Origin of the sequence: Agromyces sp. MMS24-JH15, from assembly GCF_043518605.1 — a bacterium.
In the GTDB taxonomy this organism is placed as follows: Bacteria; Actinomycetota; Actinomycetes; order Actinomycetales; family Microbacteriaceae; genus Agromyces.
Genome location: NZ_CP171358.1, coordinates 3,830,898 through 3,847,605, shown reverse-complemented (window position 1 = coordinate 3,847,605; position 16,708 = coordinate 3,830,898). Strand labels below are relative to the sequence as shown.

At 71.9% G+C, this 16,708-nt stretch carries 16 protein-coding genes; 11 read left to right on the top strand and 5 right to left on the bottom strand.

Annotated elements, in window-relative coordinates; all coding sequences use genetic code 11:
* Positions 1 to 98 precede the first annotated feature (98 nt).
* From ACDF64_RS17545 to ACDF64_RS17535, 3 genes are all read left to right on the top strand, one after another.
* A complete protein-coding gene (locus tag ACDF64_RS17545; protein WP_394552630.1) occupies positions 99 to 737 on the top strand; it encodes a TetR/AcrR family transcriptional regulator in 639 nt (212 codons plus the stop codon).
* 7 nt (positions 738 to 744) lie between these two features.
* Positions 745 to 2,481 carry an ABC transporter ATP-binding protein gene (locus ACDF64_RS17540; RefSeq protein ID WP_394552629.1) on the top strand — a complete coding sequence of 579 codons (1,737 nt, stop codon included), beginning with the start codon at positions 745 to 747 and terminating at the stop codon, positions 2,479 to 2,481.
* A 113-nt stretch (positions 2,482 to 2,594) separates the two neighbouring features.
* Positions 2,595 to 4,583: an ABC transporter ATP-binding protein gene (locus ACDF64_RS17535; RefSeq protein WP_394555195.1), complete on the top strand. Its 1,989-nt coding sequence runs from the start codon at positions 2,595 to 2,597 to the stop codon at positions 4,581 to 4,583.
* 91 nt (positions 4,584 to 4,674) lie between these two features.
* Here the strand turns inward: ACDF64_RS17535 and ACDF64_RS17530 are convergent, their stop codons facing one another.
* Together ACDF64_RS17530 and fbaA are read right to left on the bottom strand one after the other, a co-directional pair.
* Positions 4,675 to 5,430: a DUF6264 family protein gene (locus ACDF64_RS17530; protein ID WP_394552628.1), complete on the bottom strand. Its 756-nt coding sequence runs from the start codon at positions 5,428 to 5,430 to the stop codon at positions 4,675 to 4,677.
* An 8-nt stretch (positions 5,431 to 5,438) separates the two neighbouring features.
* Complete coding sequence (fbaA, locus tag ACDF64_RS17525) at positions 5,439 to 6,470, bottom strand: class II fructose-bisphosphate aldolase (RefSeq protein ID WP_394552627.1); 1,032 nt, start codon at positions 6,468 to 6,470, stop codon at positions 5,439 to 5,441.
* 85 nt (positions 6,471 to 6,555) lie between these two features.
* Between fbaA and ACDF64_RS17520 the strand changes: the two genes are divergently transcribed.
* The 3 genes from ACDF64_RS17520 to ACDF64_RS17510 all read left to right on the top strand — a co-directional run bounded on the left by ACDF64_RS17520 (position 6,556) and on the right by ACDF64_RS17510 (position 10,156).
* Complete coding sequence (locus tag ACDF64_RS17520) at positions 6,556 to 7,617, top strand: fructose-bisphosphatase class II (RefSeq protein ID WP_394552626.1); 1,062 nt, start codon at positions 6,556 to 6,558, stop codon at positions 7,615 to 7,617.
* A gap of 125 nt (positions 7,618 to 7,742) precedes the next feature.
* A complete protein-coding gene (glpX, locus tag ACDF64_RS17515; RefSeq protein WP_394552625.1) occupies positions 7,743 to 8,768 on the top strand; it encodes a class II fructose-bisphosphatase in 1,026 nt (341 codons plus the stop codon).
* Positions 8,769 to 8,815: 47 nt separating this feature from the next.
* The gene (locus ACDF64_RS17510; protein WP_394552624.1) at positions 8,816 to 10,156 is read left to right on the top strand and encodes an MFS transporter; all 1,341 of its coding nucleotides are present in this window, start codon (positions 8,816 to 8,818) and stop codon (positions 10,154 to 10,156) included.
* Between the two features lie 27 nt (positions 10,157 to 10,183).
* Here the strand turns inward: ACDF64_RS17510 and rmuC are convergent, their stop codons facing one another.
* Both rmuC and ACDF64_RS17500 read right to left on the bottom strand, forming a co-directional pair.
* On the bottom strand, positions 10,184 to 11,701 hold the full coding sequence (gene rmuC / locus ACDF64_RS17505; RefSeq protein ID WP_394552623.1) for a DNA recombination protein RmuC: 1,518 nt from the start codon (positions 11,699 to 11,701) through the stop codon (positions 10,184 to 10,186).
* A 265-nt stretch (positions 11,702 to 11,966) separates the two neighbouring features.
* Positions 11,967 to 12,620 (bottom strand): 3'-5' exonuclease, encoded by a 654-nt coding sequence (locus tag ACDF64_RS17500; protein ID WP_394552622.1) that lies wholly within the window; start codon positions 12,618 to 12,620, stop codon positions 11,967 to 11,969.
* A gap of 98 nt (positions 12,621 to 12,718) precedes the next feature.
* Here ACDF64_RS17500 and ACDF64_RS17495 point away from each other — a divergent pair, with 98 nt between their 5' ends.
* Together ACDF64_RS17495 and ACDF64_RS17490 are read left to right on the top strand one after the other, a co-directional pair.
* Positions 12,719 to 13,465, top strand: a complete 747-nt coding sequence (locus ACDF64_RS17495) for a class I SAM-dependent methyltransferase (protein ID WP_394552621.1) — start codon at positions 12,719 to 12,721, stop codon at positions 13,463 to 13,465.
* A gap of 46 nt (positions 13,466 to 13,511) precedes the next feature.
* Complete coding sequence (locus tag ACDF64_RS17490) at positions 13,512 to 14,525, top strand: DMT family transporter (protein ID WP_394552620.1); 1,014 nt, start codon at positions 13,512 to 13,514, stop codon at positions 14,523 to 14,525.
* Here the strand turns inward: ACDF64_RS17490 and ACDF64_RS17485 are convergent.
* Positions 14,476 to 14,712 carry a hypothetical protein gene (locus tag ACDF64_RS17485; protein ID WP_394552619.1) on the bottom strand — a complete coding sequence of 79 codons (237 nt, stop codon included), beginning with the start codon at positions 14,710 to 14,712 and terminating at the stop codon, positions 14,476 to 14,478. The genes ACDF64_RS17490 and ACDF64_RS17485 overlap by 50 nt on opposite strands.
* Before the next feature lie 71 nt (positions 14,713 to 14,783).
* On the opposite strand from ACDF64_RS17485, the gene ychF reads away from it, so the two are divergent.
* From ychF to ACDF64_RS17470, 3 genes are all read left to right on the top strand, one after another.
* Complete coding sequence (gene ychF / locus ACDF64_RS17480) at positions 14,784 to 15,857, top strand: redox-regulated ATPase YchF (RefSeq protein WP_394552618.1); 1,074 nt, start codon at positions 14,784 to 14,786, stop codon at positions 15,855 to 15,857.
* Positions 15,858 to 16,010: 153 nt separating this feature from the next.
* Positions 16,011 to 16,292: a type II toxin-antitoxin system RelE/ParE family toxin gene (locus ACDF64_RS17475; protein ID WP_394552617.1), complete on the top strand. Its 282-nt coding sequence runs from the start codon at positions 16,011 to 16,013 to the stop codon at positions 16,290 to 16,292.
* 3 nt (positions 16,293 to 16,295) lie between these two features.
* A complete protein-coding gene (locus ACDF64_RS17470; protein ID WP_394552616.1) occupies positions 16,296 to 16,598 on the top strand; it encodes a HigA family addiction module antitoxin in 303 nt (100 codons plus the stop codon).
* Positions 16,599 to 16,708: the final 110 nt, after the last annotated feature.

Sequence of the window (16,708 nt, the reverse complement as noted above, 5' to 3'; positions counted from 1 at the left end):
CGGGCGACAGGCCCCCTCCGGCGGGCCGTTCCGCTGTGGGCGTACACGATGCCCCGAGGAGTGGAGTGAGCGCTCACTCCGGCGTAGGATCGTCGCTCGTGACCACGCCCGCCCGCACCACCCGCGCGAAGCCGATGTCCGTCGAGGACCGTCGGGCCGCGATCGCCGCGGCGACCGTGCCGCTGCTCATCGCGCACGGTCGCGACGTGACCACGCGCCAGATCGCCGAGGCGTCCGGGGTCGCCGAGGGCACGCTCTTCCGCGTGTTCGCCGACAAGGAGGCGATCGTGGACGCCGCGGTCGAGGCCTTCCTCGACCCCGGGCCGTTCCGCGAGGCCATCCGGGCGATCGACCCGAGCCTGCCGCTCGAACTCAAGCTCGAACTCGTCATCGACCGCTTCCGCGACCGGTTCAGCGGCATCTTCGGCGTCTTCCACTCGCTCGGCACGCATCCACGGCCGCCGGTCGCCCCGGATGCGTCGGTCATCATCGGGATCCTCGAGGCACTCCTCGAACCCGACCTCGACCGGCTCCGCGTGCCGCCGGCGAAGGTCTTCGCACTCATCCGCCTGATCGCGTTCTCGTCCGCCATGCCGCACCTGGCGGGCGGGCTCGCGCTCGAGCCGGACGAGCTCGCGAGCCTCGTCGTCCACGGGATCGAACGGCCCGTGGCATCCGCTCGCACCGAGGCATCCGCTCGCACGCCCGCACCGACGCCCACCACCCTCGAAAGGTGACCGAACCATGCTCCTGAAACTCCTCGGCCGATACCTGAGGCCCTACTGGGGACTGCTCCTGGGCGTCGTCGTCTTCCAGCTCGCGCAGTCGTTCGCCTCGCTGTACCTGCCCGCGTTGAACGCCGACATCATCGACGAGGGCGTCGCCAAGGGCGACACCGAGGCGATCATCAGGCTCGGCGGCATCATGCTCGGCGTCACGCTCGTCCAGGTCGCGTGCTCGATCGCGGCCGTCTACTTCGGCGCCCGCGCCGCCATGGCGTTCGGGCGCGACGTGCGCAAGGCGATCTTCCGCCGCGTCGGCGAGTTCAGCGAGCAGGAGGTCTCCCGCTTCGGCGCCCCGAGCCTCATCACGCGCACGACGAACGACGTGCAGCAGGTGCAGATGCTCGTGCTCATGGGCTCGACGATCCTCGTCTCGGCGCCGTTCCTCGGCATCGGCGGCGTGATCTTCGCGCTCCGCGAGGACGTCACGCTGTCGTGGATCATGGTCGTCGCCGTGCCTGCGCTCCTCATCGCGGTCGGCATCATCATCAGCCGCATGGTGCCGCTGTTCCGCTCGATGCAGGTGAAGATCGACCAGGTGAACCGCGTGCTGCGCGAGCAGCTCACGGGCATCCGGGTCGTCCGCGCGTTCGTCCGCGAGGGCGTCGAGACCGAGCGCTTCGCCGACGCGAACGCGCAGCTCACCGACACCGCGCTGAAGGCCGGCCGCCTGTTCGCGCTCGTCTTCCCGATCGTGATGCTCGTGCTCAACGCCTCGAGCGTGGCCGTGCTGTGGTTCGGCGCGTTCCGGATCGAGTCCGGCGAGATGCAGATCGGCGCGCTCACCGCGTTCCTCAGCTACCTCATCCAGATCCTCATGGCCGTGATGATGTCGACGATGATCGCGTTCCTGCTCCCGCGCGCCGCGGTCTCCGGCGGCCGCATCGGCCAGGTGCTCGCGACCGAGCCCTCGGTCGCGGACCCGGCCGACGGCGTCGTCGCGCTCCCCACGCCCGGCACGCTCGAGTTCCGGAACGTCACGTTCTCGTACCCCGGCGCCGAGGCGCCCGTGCTGCACGACCTCAGCTTCACGGCCGAGCCCGGCCGCACCACGGCCATCATCGGCGCGACCGGCGCCGGCAAGACGACGATCGTGAACCTCGCCGCGCGGCTCTTCGACGCGACCGACGGATCCGTCCTCGTCGGCGGCGTCGACGTGCGCGACCTCGACGCCGAGGTGCTCAACGCGCAGTTCGCGCTCGTGCCGCAGAAGCCGTACCTGTTCGCGGGCACGATCGCGTCGACCCTGCGGTACGGCGACCCGGATGCCTCGGACGAGGAGCTCTGGAACGCGCTCGCGACCGCGCAGGGCCGCGACTTCGTCGCCGCGATGCCCGGCGGCCTCGACGCGCCGATCGCCCAGGGCGGCACCAACGTCTCGGGCGGCCAGCGCCAGCGGCTCTCGATCGCCAGGGCGCTCGTGAAGCGCCCGCCGATCTACGTGTTCGACGACTCGTTCTCGGCGCTCGACACCGCGACCGACGCGCGCCTGCGCGCCGCGCTCGCGCGCGACGTCGCCGACGCCACGATGCTCGTCGTCGCGCAACGCGTCGCGACCATCGTCGACGCCGACCAGATCCTCGTCGTCGAGGACGGGCGGATCACCGCCCGCGGCACCCATGAGTACCTGCTCGAGACGTCGACGGTGTACGCCGAGATCGTCGAGAGCCAGCTGAGCGCAGAGGAGGCGGCCGCGTGAGCGGGCAGCAGGACAGCACCCCGACCGGCTCGACGTCGGCGGCGGGCGCGCCCGAGGCGGCGCCCGACGAGCAGCCGGCCGCACCGGCCCGCCCGCCCGTGCGGCGCGGACCCATGGGCGGCGGACCGATGGGCGGCATGGGCATGCCCGTCGAGAAGTCGAAGGACTTCAAGGGCAGCGCGAGGCGCCTGCTCGGCCGGCTCCACCCCGAGCGCGTGGCGATCGTGTGGGTCGTCCTGCTCGGCGTCGTCAGCGTCGTGCTCGCGGTGCTCGGGCCGAAGATCCTCGGCCAGGCGACGAACCTCATCTTCGAGGGCGTCGTCTCGGCGCAGCTCCCGGAGGGCGCGACCAAGGAGCAGGTCGTGGCCGGGCTCCGCGCGTCGGGCAACGACCAGCAGGCCGACATGGTCGCCGCGATGAACCTGCACCCGGGGCAGGGCATCGACTTCGCGGCCCTCGGGACCGTGCTCGCGTGGGTGCTCGCGCTGTACGTCGTGTCCGCGCTGTTCGGGTGGGCGCAGGGCTACGTGCTCAACGGCGTCACCCAGCGGACCGTGTTCGCGCTCCGCGAGGAGGTCGAGGCGAAGATCCACCGGCTCCCGCTGGCGTACTTCGACAAGATGCAGCGCGGCGAGCTCCTCTCGCGCGTCACGAACGACATCGACAACATCTCGCAGTCGCTCCAGCAGACCATGAGCCAGTTGCTCACGTCGCTGCTCACAGTCGTCGGCGTGCTCGTCATGATGTTCGTGATCTCGCCCGTGCTCGCGCTCATCGCGCTCGTGACCATCCCGCTCACGCTCGTGATCGTGACCGTCATCGCGAAGCGGTCGCAGAAGCTGTTCGTGACGCAGTGGGCCAAGACCGGCACGCTGAACGCGCAGATCGAGGAGGCCTACTCGGGCCACGCACTCGTGAAGGTGTTCGGCCGGCGTCGCGAGGTCGGCGCGCGGTTCGACGACGAGAACGAGGCGCTCTACGGCGCGAGCTTCGGCGCGCAGTTCGTGAGCGGCATCATCATGCCCGCGACGATGTTCGTCGGGAACCTCGTCTACGTCGCGATCGCGGTCGTCGGCGGGCTCATGGTCGCCGCCGGCTCCATCTCGCTCGGCGACGTGCAGGCGTTCATCCAGTACTCGCGCCAGTTCACGCAGCCGCTCAGCCAGCTGGGCGCGATGGTGAACCTGCTCCAGTCGGGTGTCGCGAGCGCCGAGCGCGTCTTCGAGCTGCTCGACGCCGACGAGCAGTCGGCCGACCCGGAGGTGCCCGCGCGCCCGGGCGCGACGAGCGGCCGGCTCGAGTTCGAGGATGTCTCGTTCCGCTACGACCCCGAGAAGCCGCTCATCGACGGGTTGTCGCTCACGGCCGAGCCCGGCCAGTCGATCGCGATCGTCGGACCGACGGGCGCGGGCAAGACCACGCTCGTGAACCTCATCATGCGGTTCTACGAGGTCGACGGCGGGCGGATCACGCTCGACGGCGTCGACGTCACGCGGATGACCCGCGACGAGCTCCGCTCGCGCATGGGCATGGTGCTCCAGGACACCTGGCTGTTCGCCGGGACGATCCGCGAGAACATCCGCTACGGGCGCCCGGATGCCACGGACGACGAGGTGCTCGAGGCCGCTCGGGCGACCTACGTCGACCGCTTCGTGCGGACGCTCCCCGACGGCTACGACACCGTGCTCGACGACGAGGCATCCAACCTGTCGGCCGGTGAGAAGCAGCTCGTCACGATCGCGCGCGCGTTCCTCTCGGACCCGTCGGTGCTGATCCTCGACGAGGCGACGAGCTCGGTCGACACGCGGACCGAGCTGCTGCTGCAGCACGCGATGAACGCGCTGCGCGAGGATCGCACGAGCTTCGTGATCGCGCACCGGCTCTCGACGATCCGGGATGCCGACCTCATCATCGTCATGGAGCAGGGCGCGATCGTCGAGCAGGGCACGCACGCCGAGCTGGTCGCGGCCGGCGGCGCGTACGCGCGGCTCTACGAGGCGCAGTTCTCGGCGCCGATCGACGACGAGGAGGCCGCACTCCCGGCCGTGCCCGGCGGGCTCGCCGCGGCCCTCGCCGCGCGGTCGGGCGGCGGGCGCAGCTGACGCGACGGGACCCCATCCGCATCGGACACCCGATCTCGCACCGGACACCCGCTCAGGAGTGTCCGACGCGAGGTCGGGTGTCCGTTGCCCGTTACGGGGCCTGCAGGCCGTCCATGTACGACAGGAACGTCGGGTCGTTCAGGAACACGATCGCGACGACCGCGAACAGCAGGATCGTCGAGACGACCCCGCCGGCGAGCGGCACCCAGAACGCGATCCGGCGGCGGCGGAGGCGGAGGATCGACCAGCCGAGCACCGCGGCGTAGAGCGCGAGCTGGACCACGACGCCGATCGACGTGAGCGTCGACATCCACTCGGGCGCGGTGAACTCGCCGATGCCCTGCTGCTCGTACGCGGTGCGGAACGACGCGGGCAGGAGCAGCAGGCTCGACGCGGCGTTCCAGGCGCCGAAGGCGCCGAAGACGAGCAGCGAGAGCGTCGCGACCCGGTCCACGGGGTGCGGCCGGGCCGCCTCGAGGGAGGCCGCATCGGGCGCGGATGCCGGGAACGGGGGAGCCGGCGGCGGAGTCGCACCGGCGTCGGTCGGCGTCGCGGCGGCCGCAGGGGCCGCGGCGGCGGGCGTCGTGGCCGAGGCCGAGCGCTCGGGCGACGCCTCGCCGGGCGGCTGCCACGTCCACCCCGGCGGGGCGTACTCGCCGTAGCGCGGGCGGGGTCGGTCGTCGACCGGGGGCGCCTGCGGAGCGGGCACCGGTGCGGGTGCCCGGGGTGCGGGCGGCGCCGCCGGCGTGGCGGGCGCCGCGGCCGGCTCAGCGGGCGACGCCGGCGTGGCGGGCGGGCCGTCCGGCGCCGGGGTGCCCGGCGCCGGGACGGCCTCGTCCTGCGACATCCGGTCGCCTACGCGCTGAGCGACTGGCCGGCCGAACCGAGCTGGCGGGTCGCCTCGCCCACGCGGGCGGCCATCGCGGTCTCGGCGACCTTGCCCCAGGCGCGCGGGTCGTAGAGCTTCTTGTTGCCGACGCCGCCGTCGACCTTCAGCACGCCGTCGTAGTTCTTCAGCATGTAGTCGGCGATCGCGCGGGTGTACGCGTACTGGGTGTCGGTGTCGATGTTCATCTTCACGACGCCGTTCGCGACCGCCTCGGCGATCTCCGCATCGGTCGAGCCCGAGCCGCCGTGGAAGACGAGGTCGAGCGGCTTCGGGCCGGTGCCGTACTTCGCGGCGAGGCCGTCCTGGATCTCCTTGAGCAGCGACGGGCGCAGCTTCACGTTGCCGGGCGCGTACACGCCGTGCACGTTGCCGAAGGTGAGGGCGGCGATGTAGCGGCCCTGCTCGCCGAGGCCGAGCGCCTCGACGGTCTGGACCACGTCGTCGAGCGTGGTGTAGAGCGCGTCGTTCGAGCCCTCGTGCTGGACGCCGTCCTCCTCGCCGCCGACGACGCCGATCTCGACCTCGAGGATGGCGTTGATGTTCTTGATGCGGGGGAGCAGTTCCTTCGCGATCTCGAGGTTCTCGGCGAGCGGCACCGCGGAGCCGTCCCACATGTGCGACTGGAAGATCGGGTTGCGCCCGGCCTTGACCTCCTCCTCGGAGGCGGCGATGAGCGGAAGCACGAAGTCCGCGAGCGCCGGCTTCGGGCAGTGGTCGGTGTGCAGCGCGACCGTGATCGGGTACGACTTCGCGACCTCGTGCGCGAACTTCGCGAAGGCGAGGGCGCCCGTGGCGCGCGCCTTCACGGTGTGGCCGGCGAAGTAGTCGGCGCCGCCCGTGGTCACCTGGATGATGCCGTCGGCGCCCGCCTCGGTGAGGCCCTGCAGCACCGCGTTCAGCGTCTGCGACGACGAGACGTTGAACGCCGGGAAGGCGAAGCCCTTCGCCTTGGCGTTGTCGAGCATTGCTGCGTACTGCTCGGGAGTGGCGATGGGCATGACGGCTCCTTCGGAACATGGGTGGCTTCCGGACGAGTCTACCGAGCGGGGCGCGGCGTTCCACGGGCGGCGGCAGGATGGAGTCATGGATGCCCCGCAGCCCGACCCCGATCCGTCTCCGACGCGGGAGCCGGCGGCGCCCCGACCGGCTCCGTCGACCGCGTACGCCACGGACCTCGTCGAGGCGATCGCCGCGGCCTGCGTCGCCGCGGCCGCCGCGGTGCATCCGCTCGTCGGGTCGGGCGACGGCGTGGCCGTGGACGGCGCGGCCGTGGACGCGATGCGCGCGGCGCTCGCGGGCGTGCCGTGCTCGGGTCGCGTGGTGATCGGCGAAGGCGAGAAGGACGAGGCCCCGATGCTCTTCATCGGCGAGGAGTTCGGCGCCGGCGGGATCGCACTCGACCTCGCCGTCGACCCGGTCGACGGGACGCGACTGGCGGCGGCGGGCCGTGCGGGCGCCATGGCGGTCGCATCGCTCGTCCCGCGCGGCGGGTTCGCCGACCTGGGCCCGGCCCACTATCTCGAGAAGCTCGTGTCGTGGCATCCGGATGCCGCGCTCGAGCGCCCGCTCGGCGACCTCGTGCACGCGATCGCGGCCGAGCGCGGGGTTCCCGTCGGGCACGTGCGGGTCGCGGTGCAGGATCGCCCGCGGAACGCGTCGTACGCGGCGGACGCCCGGGCGGCCGGCGCCGAGGTCGTGCTGTTCGAGCACGGCGACGTCGAACGGTGCCTCCGGGCCGCGCGGCGCGGAACCGACCTGGACGTCGTGGTCGGCATCGGCGGTGCTCCCGAGGGCGTGCTCACCGCGGCGGCGGTGCGCGTGCTCGGCGGCGCGATGAGCGCGCGCCTCGCGCCGCAGTCCGAGGGCGAGCGGGCCCGGATCGCCGCCGCCGGCATCGAGGAGGGGCGGCTCCTCGACCTCGACGACCTCTGCGCGGGGCCCGCGCTCTGCGTCGTCGCGGCGGTCACCGACCTCGACTTCGGGCCGGATCGGCTGGCCGGCGTGCGCTCCGACGGGGCGCCGACGACGGCGTCCGACGCGGCGACGCCCGGTCGCGCCGTGGACGTGTGGATCGCGCAGGAGGGTCGCGCGCCGGTCGTCTCGACGAGCCGCGCACCCGCCGGGGCGGGCTTGCCGCCACGTTAAGAATCGACGAACTTTCCACCCCACTGCCCCGGGGGCAGGGCTGGTTCCCTCGTATCCTGACAAGGAAAACGGTCGCCCGGCGCGAACGCCCGGGGCCGACGCAGTGCCGACGAAGGAGATCCCGGATGCCGATCGCCCCCCTGAACGAACCGACGATCGACGGGCCGGCCCCGCTCTTCCACCACCCCGACCGGAACCTCGCGCTCGAACTCGTCCGTGCGACCGAGGCGGCCGCCATTCGCGCGGTGCCGTGGATCGGCAAGGGCGACAAGAACGCCGCCGACAAGGCCGCCGTGGACGCGATGCGCGCGTTCCTCTCGACCGTCGACTTCGACGGCGTCATCGTCATCGGCGAGGGCGAGAAGGACGAGGCCCCGATGCTGTTCAACGGCGAGCGCGTCGGCTCGGGCCGGGGACCCGCGTGCGACATCGCGGTCGACCCGATCGACGGCACCTCGCTCACGGCGGCCGGCCGGTCGCACGCGCTCTCGGTGCTCGCGGTCTCGGAGCGCGGCACCATGCTCGACGCGTCGAGCGTCTTCTACATGGACAAGATCGTCACCGGGCCCGAGGGCTTCGGCGTCGTGGACATCGAGCGGCCGATCGGCGACAACATCCGCGCACTCGCGCGCGCGCTCGGCAAGGACGTCGGCGACCTGCGGGTCGCGGTGCTCGACCGGCCTCGGCACGAGCAGCTCATCGCCGACATCCGCGCGGCGGGGGCCGGGACGCGGCTCATCCTCGACGGCGACGTCGCGGGCGGTATCAACGCCGCTCGCCTCGGTACCCGGATCGACATGTGCGTCGGCATCGGCGGGAGCCCCGAGGGCATCACGACGGCGTGCGCCGTGAAGGCGCTCGGCGGCTTCATGCAGGGCCGGCTCGCCCCGAAGGACGCCGCCGAGCGCGAGCGCGGCATCGCCGCGGGACTCGACATCGACGCCGTGCTGACGCTCGACGACATGGTCCGCGGCGACAACACGTTCTTCGTCGCGACCGGCGTGACCGACGGCGCCCTCGTGAACGGCGTCAAGCGCGAGGGCGGGATCATCCGCACCGAGTCGGTCGTCCTGCGCTCGAAGTCCGGGACCCTGCGCCGCATCGAGGCCGAGCACCTCGCCGAGAAATGGCTGGACCCGTCCGATATCTGACCTCGGGCAGTCGCCCGCTCGCGTGAGCGGTCGGGAAGAATGGGCGGATGACCCGCGACCGAACGCTCCCGCGCGCCCTGCGCCCGTTCGGCGTCGCCCAGTACCGGCTGCTCGCGGTCGCGCTCGCCGCATCGCTGCTGTCGGCCGGCGCCTGGCTGGTCGCCGCGGTCTGGCAGGTCGTCCAGCTCGGCGGGTCGCCGATCGACCTGTCGCTCGTCGCCGTCGGCTCGAGCCTCGGGCTCGTGGTCGCCGTGCTCTTCGGCGGCGTGGCGGCCGACCGGATCCCGCAGCGGCGCATCCTGATCGCGGTCGAGGTGGTCCGCGGCGTCGCGTTCGCGGTCGCCGCGGTGCTCGCCGCGACGGGGGTGATCGAGATCTGGCACCTCGCGGTGCTCTCGTTCGTGCTCGGCGTCGCCGACGGGTTCTTCTACCCGGCGTACTCCGCCTGGCTGCCGGCGATCCTCCCGGAGGACCAGCTGCTCGCGGCGAACGGCGTCGAGGGCGTGCTCCGGCCCGCCGTGAACCAGGCGGCCGGCCCCGCGATCGCGAGCGCGCTCATCGCGCTGCAGGGCACGTCGCTCGCGTTCGCCGTCGTCGCGGTGCTGCAGGTGGGCGCGGTCGTCGTGCTCGCGGTGATGCGGTCCACGCCCGTGCGGCGGGACCTGACCGAGGTCGTCGTGCATCCCGTCCGACAGACGCTCATCGACCTGCGCGACGGCTTCGCCTACCTGCTCGCGACGAGGTGGTTGCTGGCGACCCTGATCTTCTCGATCGTGCTCGTGTTCCTCATCATGGGTCCGATCGAGGTGCTCCTGCCGTTCGCGGTGCGCGACCAGACGGGCGGCGGCGCGGGCGCCTTCGCGCTCGTGCTCGGCGCGTTCGGGCTGGGCGGCGCGGTCGGGTCGCTCGTGGTGGCGTCGTTGCGGATCCCGCGCCGGTACCTCACGCTCATGATCCTGGCGTGGGGGTTCGGATGCCTCCCGCTCGCGTTGATCGGCGTCACGTCGTGGCTGTGGGTGATGGCGGTCGCGTCGTTCACGGTCGGCCTGCTGTTCGACGGAGCGCAGGTGCTCTGGGGGACGCTGCTGCAGCGGCGCGTGCCGCCCGCGATGCTCGGGCGCGTGTCGAGCCTGGACTTCTTCGTGTCGCTCGCGCTCATGCCCGTCTCGATGGCGGTCGCGGGCCCCGTCGGGGAGGTGATCGGCATCGCCCCGGCGTTCTTCATCGCGGCGTTCATCCCGCCGCTGCTGGCGGTCGCGACGCTCGCGATCGCGCGGCTCGGGAAGGACGAGCTCGCCCACCCGCTCGACGGCCTGGCCGAGCTCACGGCGACGAGCGGGGCGGGCGCGGCAGCGGGGGCCGAGTCGCCGGAGCTGCCGCGCGACTGACGGCGGGGCGTCAGGCTCGGCGCGCGATCACGCGCCCGTGGTGCGGCGGAGATCGGGGTCGATGTCGGCGCCCTCGAAGGCGTCATCGGCCAGCAGGACCACCTCGGCCGCAGCAGCCGACGGGTCGCCGGCCGCCGGGGCGCCCGTCGTGTCGGTCGGCACCCCGCGGTCGTCCCACACCGGGTCGCCGGTGCCGAGCTCCGCAGCGGCGAGCCGCCGCGGCTGCTCGTGGATGGGGGCGGGTTCGGCCACGAGTTCGAGCTTCTGCTCGTTGATGCCGGGGAACTGGCGCGCGGTGACCAGCACGCGCGACTCGAGCGAGCTCGCGAACTTGTTGTAGCTGTCGACCGTGCGCTCGATCGCCTTCCGCAGCGAGTCGGCGTGCCCGGCGAGTACCCCGATGCGCTGGTACAGCGTGTTGCCGAGATCGAACAGCTTCTTCGCCTCGTCCGAGACAGCCTGCTGCTGCCACGCGTAGTCGATCGTCTTCAGGACCGCGAAGAGGTTGACGGGGGAGGCGAGCGCGACCCGACGCTCGAACGCGTAGTTCAGCAGCCCGGCGTCCGCTTCGAGCGCCGCGGAGAGCAGGGATTCGTTCGGAATGAACGCGATCACGAACTCCGGGCTCTCGAGGCCGGTCCAGTAGCCCTTCTTGGCGAGCGCATCGATGTGCGAACGCATCGCCTTCACGTGGCGGTCGACCAGCGTCTTGCGCCGGGCGCCCTCGTCGCCGGTCGCGGTCTCGGGGATCGCGGATGCCTCGAGGTAGTCGCCGAGCGGCACCTTCGAGTCGAGCGGGATGTACTTGCCGCCGGGCAGGTGCACGACCATGTCGGGCCGACCGCGGCCCACGTCGGTCGTCACGTTCGTCTGCTCGCTGAAGTCGACGTGGTTGAGCAGGCCCGCGGCCTCGACCACCCGCCGGAGCTGCGTCTCGCCCCACACGCCGCGCGTGCTGTTCGACCGAAGCGCGCTCGCGAGCGACTCGGTGGTCTGGCGGAGCTGCTCGTCGTTCTGCTGCGCCTGCTTGAGCTGCTCGGCGAGCGAGCCGTACTGCGCGCTGCGCTGCTGCTCGAGCTCGGAGACCTTCTGCTGCATGGTCTGGAGCGTCTCGCGGACCGGGCTCAGGGCCTGCAGCACCGCGCTCTGCTGGCGCTCGCGCTCGGTGCGCTCGGCCTGCTCCCGGCGCTCGCGATCGGTGCGCTCGGCCTGGTCGGCGCGCTGCTGCGCGACGTAGTCGCGGTGCTCGACGGCCTGTCGCTCGACCTGGACCTCGAGCGCGGCGACCGCGGCCTCGCGCGCGGCGAGCTCGGCGCGGAGGTGCGACTGCAGTTCCTGCTGCTCGGCGGCGAGGCGGGCGAGCGCGGCGTCGGCGTCGGCCCGAAGGCGAAGGACCGCCTGCTCGTGGCGGGCCTCGACGAGCGCGGGCGACTCGGCTGCCGGGTCGGCGACGTCGCCGGTGCGACGGGACGCGATGAACCACACCGTGAGCGCGCCGAGGGCGCCGCCGACCACGAGGCCGATGATGAGCAGCAGGATCTCCATGTCCACGAGTGTCGCAGCGGCCACCGACATCGGCGTGGCGCCGGGCCGGGGATCGGGGGCGTGGGTGGGGGCGTGGGTGGTGCGGGGGTCTCGATACGCGTCGCCTTCGGCGGCGCTACTCGACCACCGGGACGACGGCGCTACTCGACCGCTGGGACGGCGGCGCTCCTCGACCGCCGGGACGGCGGCGCTACTCGAGCAGCGGGACGGCGGCGCTACTCGACCAGGGGGACGGCGGCGCTACTCGACCACCGGGACGGCGGCGCTACTCGCCCGGCGCGGGCCAGTGCTCGACGAGCGGGCCCGCGGCAGGCACGACCGAGGCCGGCGCGACCGCCGCCGGCGCGACCCCGCCGCCGATCCGGCCCGTGCGCACGCCGATCGCCTCGGCGAGCAGGCCGACGTCGTCCGCGTCGTGCCGCCGTGCGGCGTCCAGGACGATGGCCGCGCACGCGGCGGCATCCTCGAGCGCGTTGTGGTGCGAGAAGTCCTCGAAGCCCGCCGCACGCGCGGCGATCGGGAGCCGGTAGGAGTCGAGCGTGTACGTGCGGCGCGCGACCTGCAGGCTGCACACGAACGGATGCTCCGGCACCGCGAGGCCGAACGCCTCGCTCGCGCCCCGGATGACGCCCGTGTCGAAGCCCGCGTTGTGCGCGACCAGCCAGTCGTCGCCCGCGAACGCCCGGAACTCGGGGAGGAAGCGGTCCCAGCCCGGGGCATCCTCGACCATGTCCGGGGTGATGCCGTGGATCCGCACGTTCCACTCGTTGAACTCGTCGTGCGGGAACGGCGGGCGCAGGAGCGTGTAGAGGCGGTCGACCTCCCGGCCGTCGCGGACCTTCACGAGTCCGATCGAGCAGGCCGACGCACGTGAGGAGTTGGCGGTCTCGAAGTCGATCGCGGTGAAGTCCACTGGCACGGAGGCATCCTGACACGAGCGTCCGACGTGCCGGCGACGCCCCGCCGCCCGGCGGGCCGAAGGTTGACGGATGCCCCGCGCGGGCATGGAATGGGCCCATGACCGCTGTCGGGGGGCCGATCGACCAGGCGCGCAGCTTCGGGCTCGTGGCATCCGTCTACCATTCCGCGCGACCGGGGTATCCGGTCGAGGCGGTGTCGTGGCTCATCGGGGACGCCGCGCGCATCCTCGACCTCGGTGCGGGCACGGGCAAGCTCACGCAGGCCCTCGTCTCGCTCGACCGCGAGGTGATCGCGGTCGACCCGGTCGAGGAGATGCTCGAGGAGCTCGAGGTGCAGGTGCCCGGCGTGCCGCGGATCCTCGGCACGGCCGAGGACATCCCCATCGAGGATGCCTCGGTCGACGCGGTCGTCGCGGGGCAGTCGTGGCACTGGTTCGAGCCGGCGCGCGCGATCCCCGAGATCGCGCGCGTGCTGAAGCCGGGCGGAGTCCTCGGGCTGGTGTGGAACACGCGCGACACCCGGGTCGACTGGCTGCGTGAGGCCGGCGAGATCATGCACGAGCGGCACGACGCGAGTGCGACCTGGGACTCGTACGCGACGGTCGGCCGGCCGTTCGGCGACCTCGAGGAGCACACGGTCGAGTGGACGGCGCGGATGTCCCGCCCCGCGTTCCTGGACCTCGTGCGATCGCGCTCGTACTTCATCACCGCGGAGGCCGGGGCGCAGTCGGCCACGATCGACGCGCTCGAGGCGCTGCTCGACCGGCATCCGGACGTCGCGGGGGAGTCGGACGTCGACGTGCCCTACCTGACGCGCTGCTTCCGGGCACGGCTCGGAGCCTGAGCCGCCCGGATTCGGCCGCGCGCGAGGTGCCACGTACCCTTGCGTGGTGCAACGCGCCCGGGTCTACGTCTTCCTCGCGCTGGCGAACCTGTTCTGGGCCGGCAACTTCGTGTTCGGCGCGCTCGTGGGCAGCCAGGTCCCGCCCGCGTCGCTGACGTTCTTCCGCTGGGTGTTCGCGGCCGTCCCGCTCGTCGTGCTGGCCTGGGTGCTCGAGCGCCCCGACTGGCGCCTGGCGCTGCGCGAGTGGAAGCAGCACCTGCTGCAGTCGGTGCTCGGGCTCACGGGCTACACCCTGCTGCTGTACACCGCGCTCGGCCTGACCGGCGCGGTCACGGCGTCGGTCATCAGTGCGATCAACCCGGCGATGATCGCGCTCGGCGCCGCGCTCGTGCTGCGCGAACGGCTGAGCGGGATCCAGGGCGTCGGCATCGCGCTCGCGTTCGTCGGCGTGACGATCGTGCTCACGGGCGGCGACGTCGGCAGCGTGCTCGCGAACGGCTTCGGCGTCGGGGACCTGTTGGTCGTGGCATCCGTGGTCGCCTGGACCGTCTACTCGCTCATCTCGCGGCGCCTGCGCACGCCCCCGGTGACCTCGACCGCGATCCAGGCGGTGTTCGCGACCGTGACGATGCTGCCGGTCGTCGCGATCACCGGGCTCACGCCGCCGGCCGACCTCGGCGGGGTCGTCGGCATCGCGTACATCGCGCTGTTCCCCTCGGTGCTCGGCTACGCGTTCTGGAACATCGGCGCCGCGCGCGTCGGGCCGACGCGCGCCGGGATCTTCCTCAACCTCCTGCCGGTGTTCACGGTGGTGATCGCGGTCGCCCTCGGCGAGTCGCTCGAACTCGCCGCCGCGATCGGCGGCGCGCTCGTGCTCGCGGGCGTGACCCTCACGCTGCGGGTGCCGCGGCAGCGCGCGACGGATGTCCCGGTCGAGGCATCCATCGACACGGATGCCTCGCGTGGGGCATCCATCGAAGCGGAGGCCGCGCCCGACGGGCCGGCCGCGCTCACGCCGCGTGCGGAACCGGGTCGCCCGGCGCGACCAGCACGCGGCTGACCGCGTCGGGTGCGGCCGTGAACCGGCCGGGCGTGCCGTCGGCGGTGCGGTACTCGACGCGGATGCCCCGCCCGATGCGCGCGAGCTTCACGATCTCGAACGTGCTGCCCGACGCGCTCACGAGCGTGTCGCCGACGACCAGCCGGCGGGTCTGGCGCAACTCCTGATGCGCGGCCTCGAGGTTCATGGTGAGACTCTCTCACCACCTGCCGACATCGCCGCCGAACGCTCAGGCGGCCGCCGGTAGACTGGTCGCCCGTGGCACTCACCATCGGAATCGTCGGCCTCCCCAACGTCGGCAAGTCGACCCTCTTCAACGCCCTGACCAAGAATCAGGTGCTCGCGGCGAACTACCCGTTCGCGACGATCGAGCCCAACGTCGGCGTGGTGAACCTGCCCGACCCCCGGCTGCAGGTGCTCGCCGGCATCTTCGGCTCGGAGCGGATCCTGCCGGCCACGGTGTCGTTCGTCGACATCGCGGGCATCGTGCGCGGGGCATCCGAGGGCGAGGGACTCGGCAACAAGTTCCTCGCGAACATCCGCGAGGCCGACGCGATCGCGCAGGTCGTGCGCGGCTTCGAGGACTCCGACGTCGTGCACGTCGAGGGCACCGTCGACCCGAAGAACGACATGGAGACGATCAACACCGAGCTGATCCTCGCCGACCTCGAGACCCTCGAGCGCGCGATCACGCGCTACGAGAAGGAGGTCAAGGGCAGGAAGCTCGACCCGTCGGTGCTCGACGCCGCCGTCGCCGCGCGCGACGAGCTGCAGCGCGGCACGCCGCTGTCGGCCTCGAAGATCGACCTCGCGCCCATCGCCGAGCTCGGCCTGCTCACCGCGAAGCCCTTCATCTACGTCTTCAACGTGGACGAGTCGGTGCTGACGGATGCCTCGAAGAAGGCCGAGCTCGCGGCGCTCGTCGCGCCGGCCGAGGCCGTGTTCCTCGACGCGAAGATCGAGTCGGAGCTCATCGACCTCGACCCCGAGGACGCGGCCGAGCTGCTCGCCTCGACCGGCCAGGACGAGTCGGGTCTCGACCAGCTCGCGCGCATCGGGTTCGACACGCTCGGCCTGCAGACCTACCTCACGGCCGGGCCCAAGGAGTCGCGCGCCTGGACGATCCGCAAGGGCTGGAAGGCCCCCGCGGCGGCCGGGGTCATCCACACCGACTTCGAGCGCGGCTTCATCAAGGCCGAGGTGATCTCGTTCGAGGACCTCGTCGAGACGGGCTCCGTCGTCGAGGCCCGCGCCAAGGGCAAGGCCCGCATGGAGGGCAAGGACTACGTCATGCAGGACGGCGACGTGGTGGAGTTCCGCTTCAACGTCTGACGGGCGCGGGCGATGCCGCGACTCGTCACAACCTGGACGACCCGTCGATCGGCGTCGCCGTCGGCCGACCCGTCCGAGAGTCCGTGGATCGGTCGCGGGGGATTTCTACTTAACGCATTGCGTTATTGACGCGAAGCGTTATACGATTGCATGGTGATCAGAACCTTCGCGGATCGGGAGACCGAGAGGCTCTGGCACCGAGAACGGATTCGCAAGCTCGATCCGACGATCCTGCGGGTCGCCCTCCGCAAGCTTGCGATGCTCGATGCGGCCGCCGTGCTGGATGACCTGCGTGTACCGCCAGGCAACAGATTGGAAGCGCTCCGGGGCGATCGAATCGGACAGCACAGCATCCGGATCAACGACCAGTGGCGGATCTGTTTCGTCTGGACTGCTGCTGGTCCCGAGGGCGTCGAGATCGTGGACTACCACTAGGAGATGATGACAATGGCGAGGCTTGATCCGGTCCACCCGGGCGAGGTGTTGATGGAGGACTTCATCGTGCCGCTCGGCATCACCCAGAACAAGGTGGCGGTGGCGATCGGTGTGTCGCCGCGACGCATCAACGAGATCGCCCACGGCAAGCGGGCGATCACCGCAGATACCGCGCTTCGGCTCGGACGCTACTTCGGTACGACGGCACAGTTCTGGCTCAATCTTCAGACGCGGTTCGATCTCGACATCGAGCAGGACGCCATCGAGGGTCAGCTCGCACAGATTCGCCCGCTTCAGACTGCCTGATCACCGGTCATTCCGGCCGACCGGCCGATTCCGACGAAACCGGGTGGGATCGCTGCGGAGCCGCGACTCGGCATCCGGGCCTCGCAGGGCTCCAACGATTCGACGGGAGG

Coding starts and splice junctions, on each gene's coding strand:
- ACDF64_RS17495 (WP_394552621.1), top strand. CDS start 12,719: ATGACCGCTGTCGGGGGGCCGATCGACCAGGCGCGCAGCTTCGGGCTC.
- glpX (WP_394552625.1), top strand. CDS start 7,743: ATGCCGATCGCCCCCCTGAACGAACCGACGATCGACGGGCCGGCCCCG.
- ACDF64_RS17530 (WP_394552628.1), bottom strand. CDS start 5,430: ATGTCGCAGGACGAGGCCGTCCCGGCGCCGGGCACCCCGGCGCCGGAC.
- ACDF64_RS17520 (WP_394552626.1), top strand. CDS start 6,556: ATGGATGCCCCGCAGCCCGACCCCGATCCGTCTCCGACGCGGGAGCCG.
- rmuC (WP_394552623.1), bottom strand. CDS start 11,701: ATGGAGATCCTGCTGCTCATCATCGGCCTCGTGGTCGGCGGCGCCCTC.
- ACDF64_RS17485 (WP_394552619.1), bottom strand. CDS start 14,712: ATGAACCTCGAGGCCGCGCATCAGGAGTTGCGCCAGACCCGCCGGCTG.
- fbaA (WP_394552627.1), bottom strand. CDS start 6,470: ATGCCCATCGCCACTCCCGAGCAGTACGCAGCAATGCTCGACAACGCC.
- ACDF64_RS17510 (WP_394552624.1), top strand. CDS start 8,816: ATGACCCGCGACCGAACGCTCCCGCGCGCCCTGCGCCCGTTCGGCGTC.
- ACDF64_RS17540 (WP_394552629.1), top strand. CDS start 745: ATGCTCCTGAAACTCCTCGGCCGATACCTGAGGCCCTACTGGGGACTG.
- ACDF64_RS17535 (WP_394555195.1), top strand. CDS start 2,595: ATGGGCGGCGGACCGATGGGCGGCATGGGCATGCCCGTCGAGAAGTCG.
- ACDF64_RS17470 (WP_394552616.1), top strand. CDS start 16,296: ATGATGACAATGGCGAGGCTTGATCCGGTCCACCCGGGCGAGGTGTTG.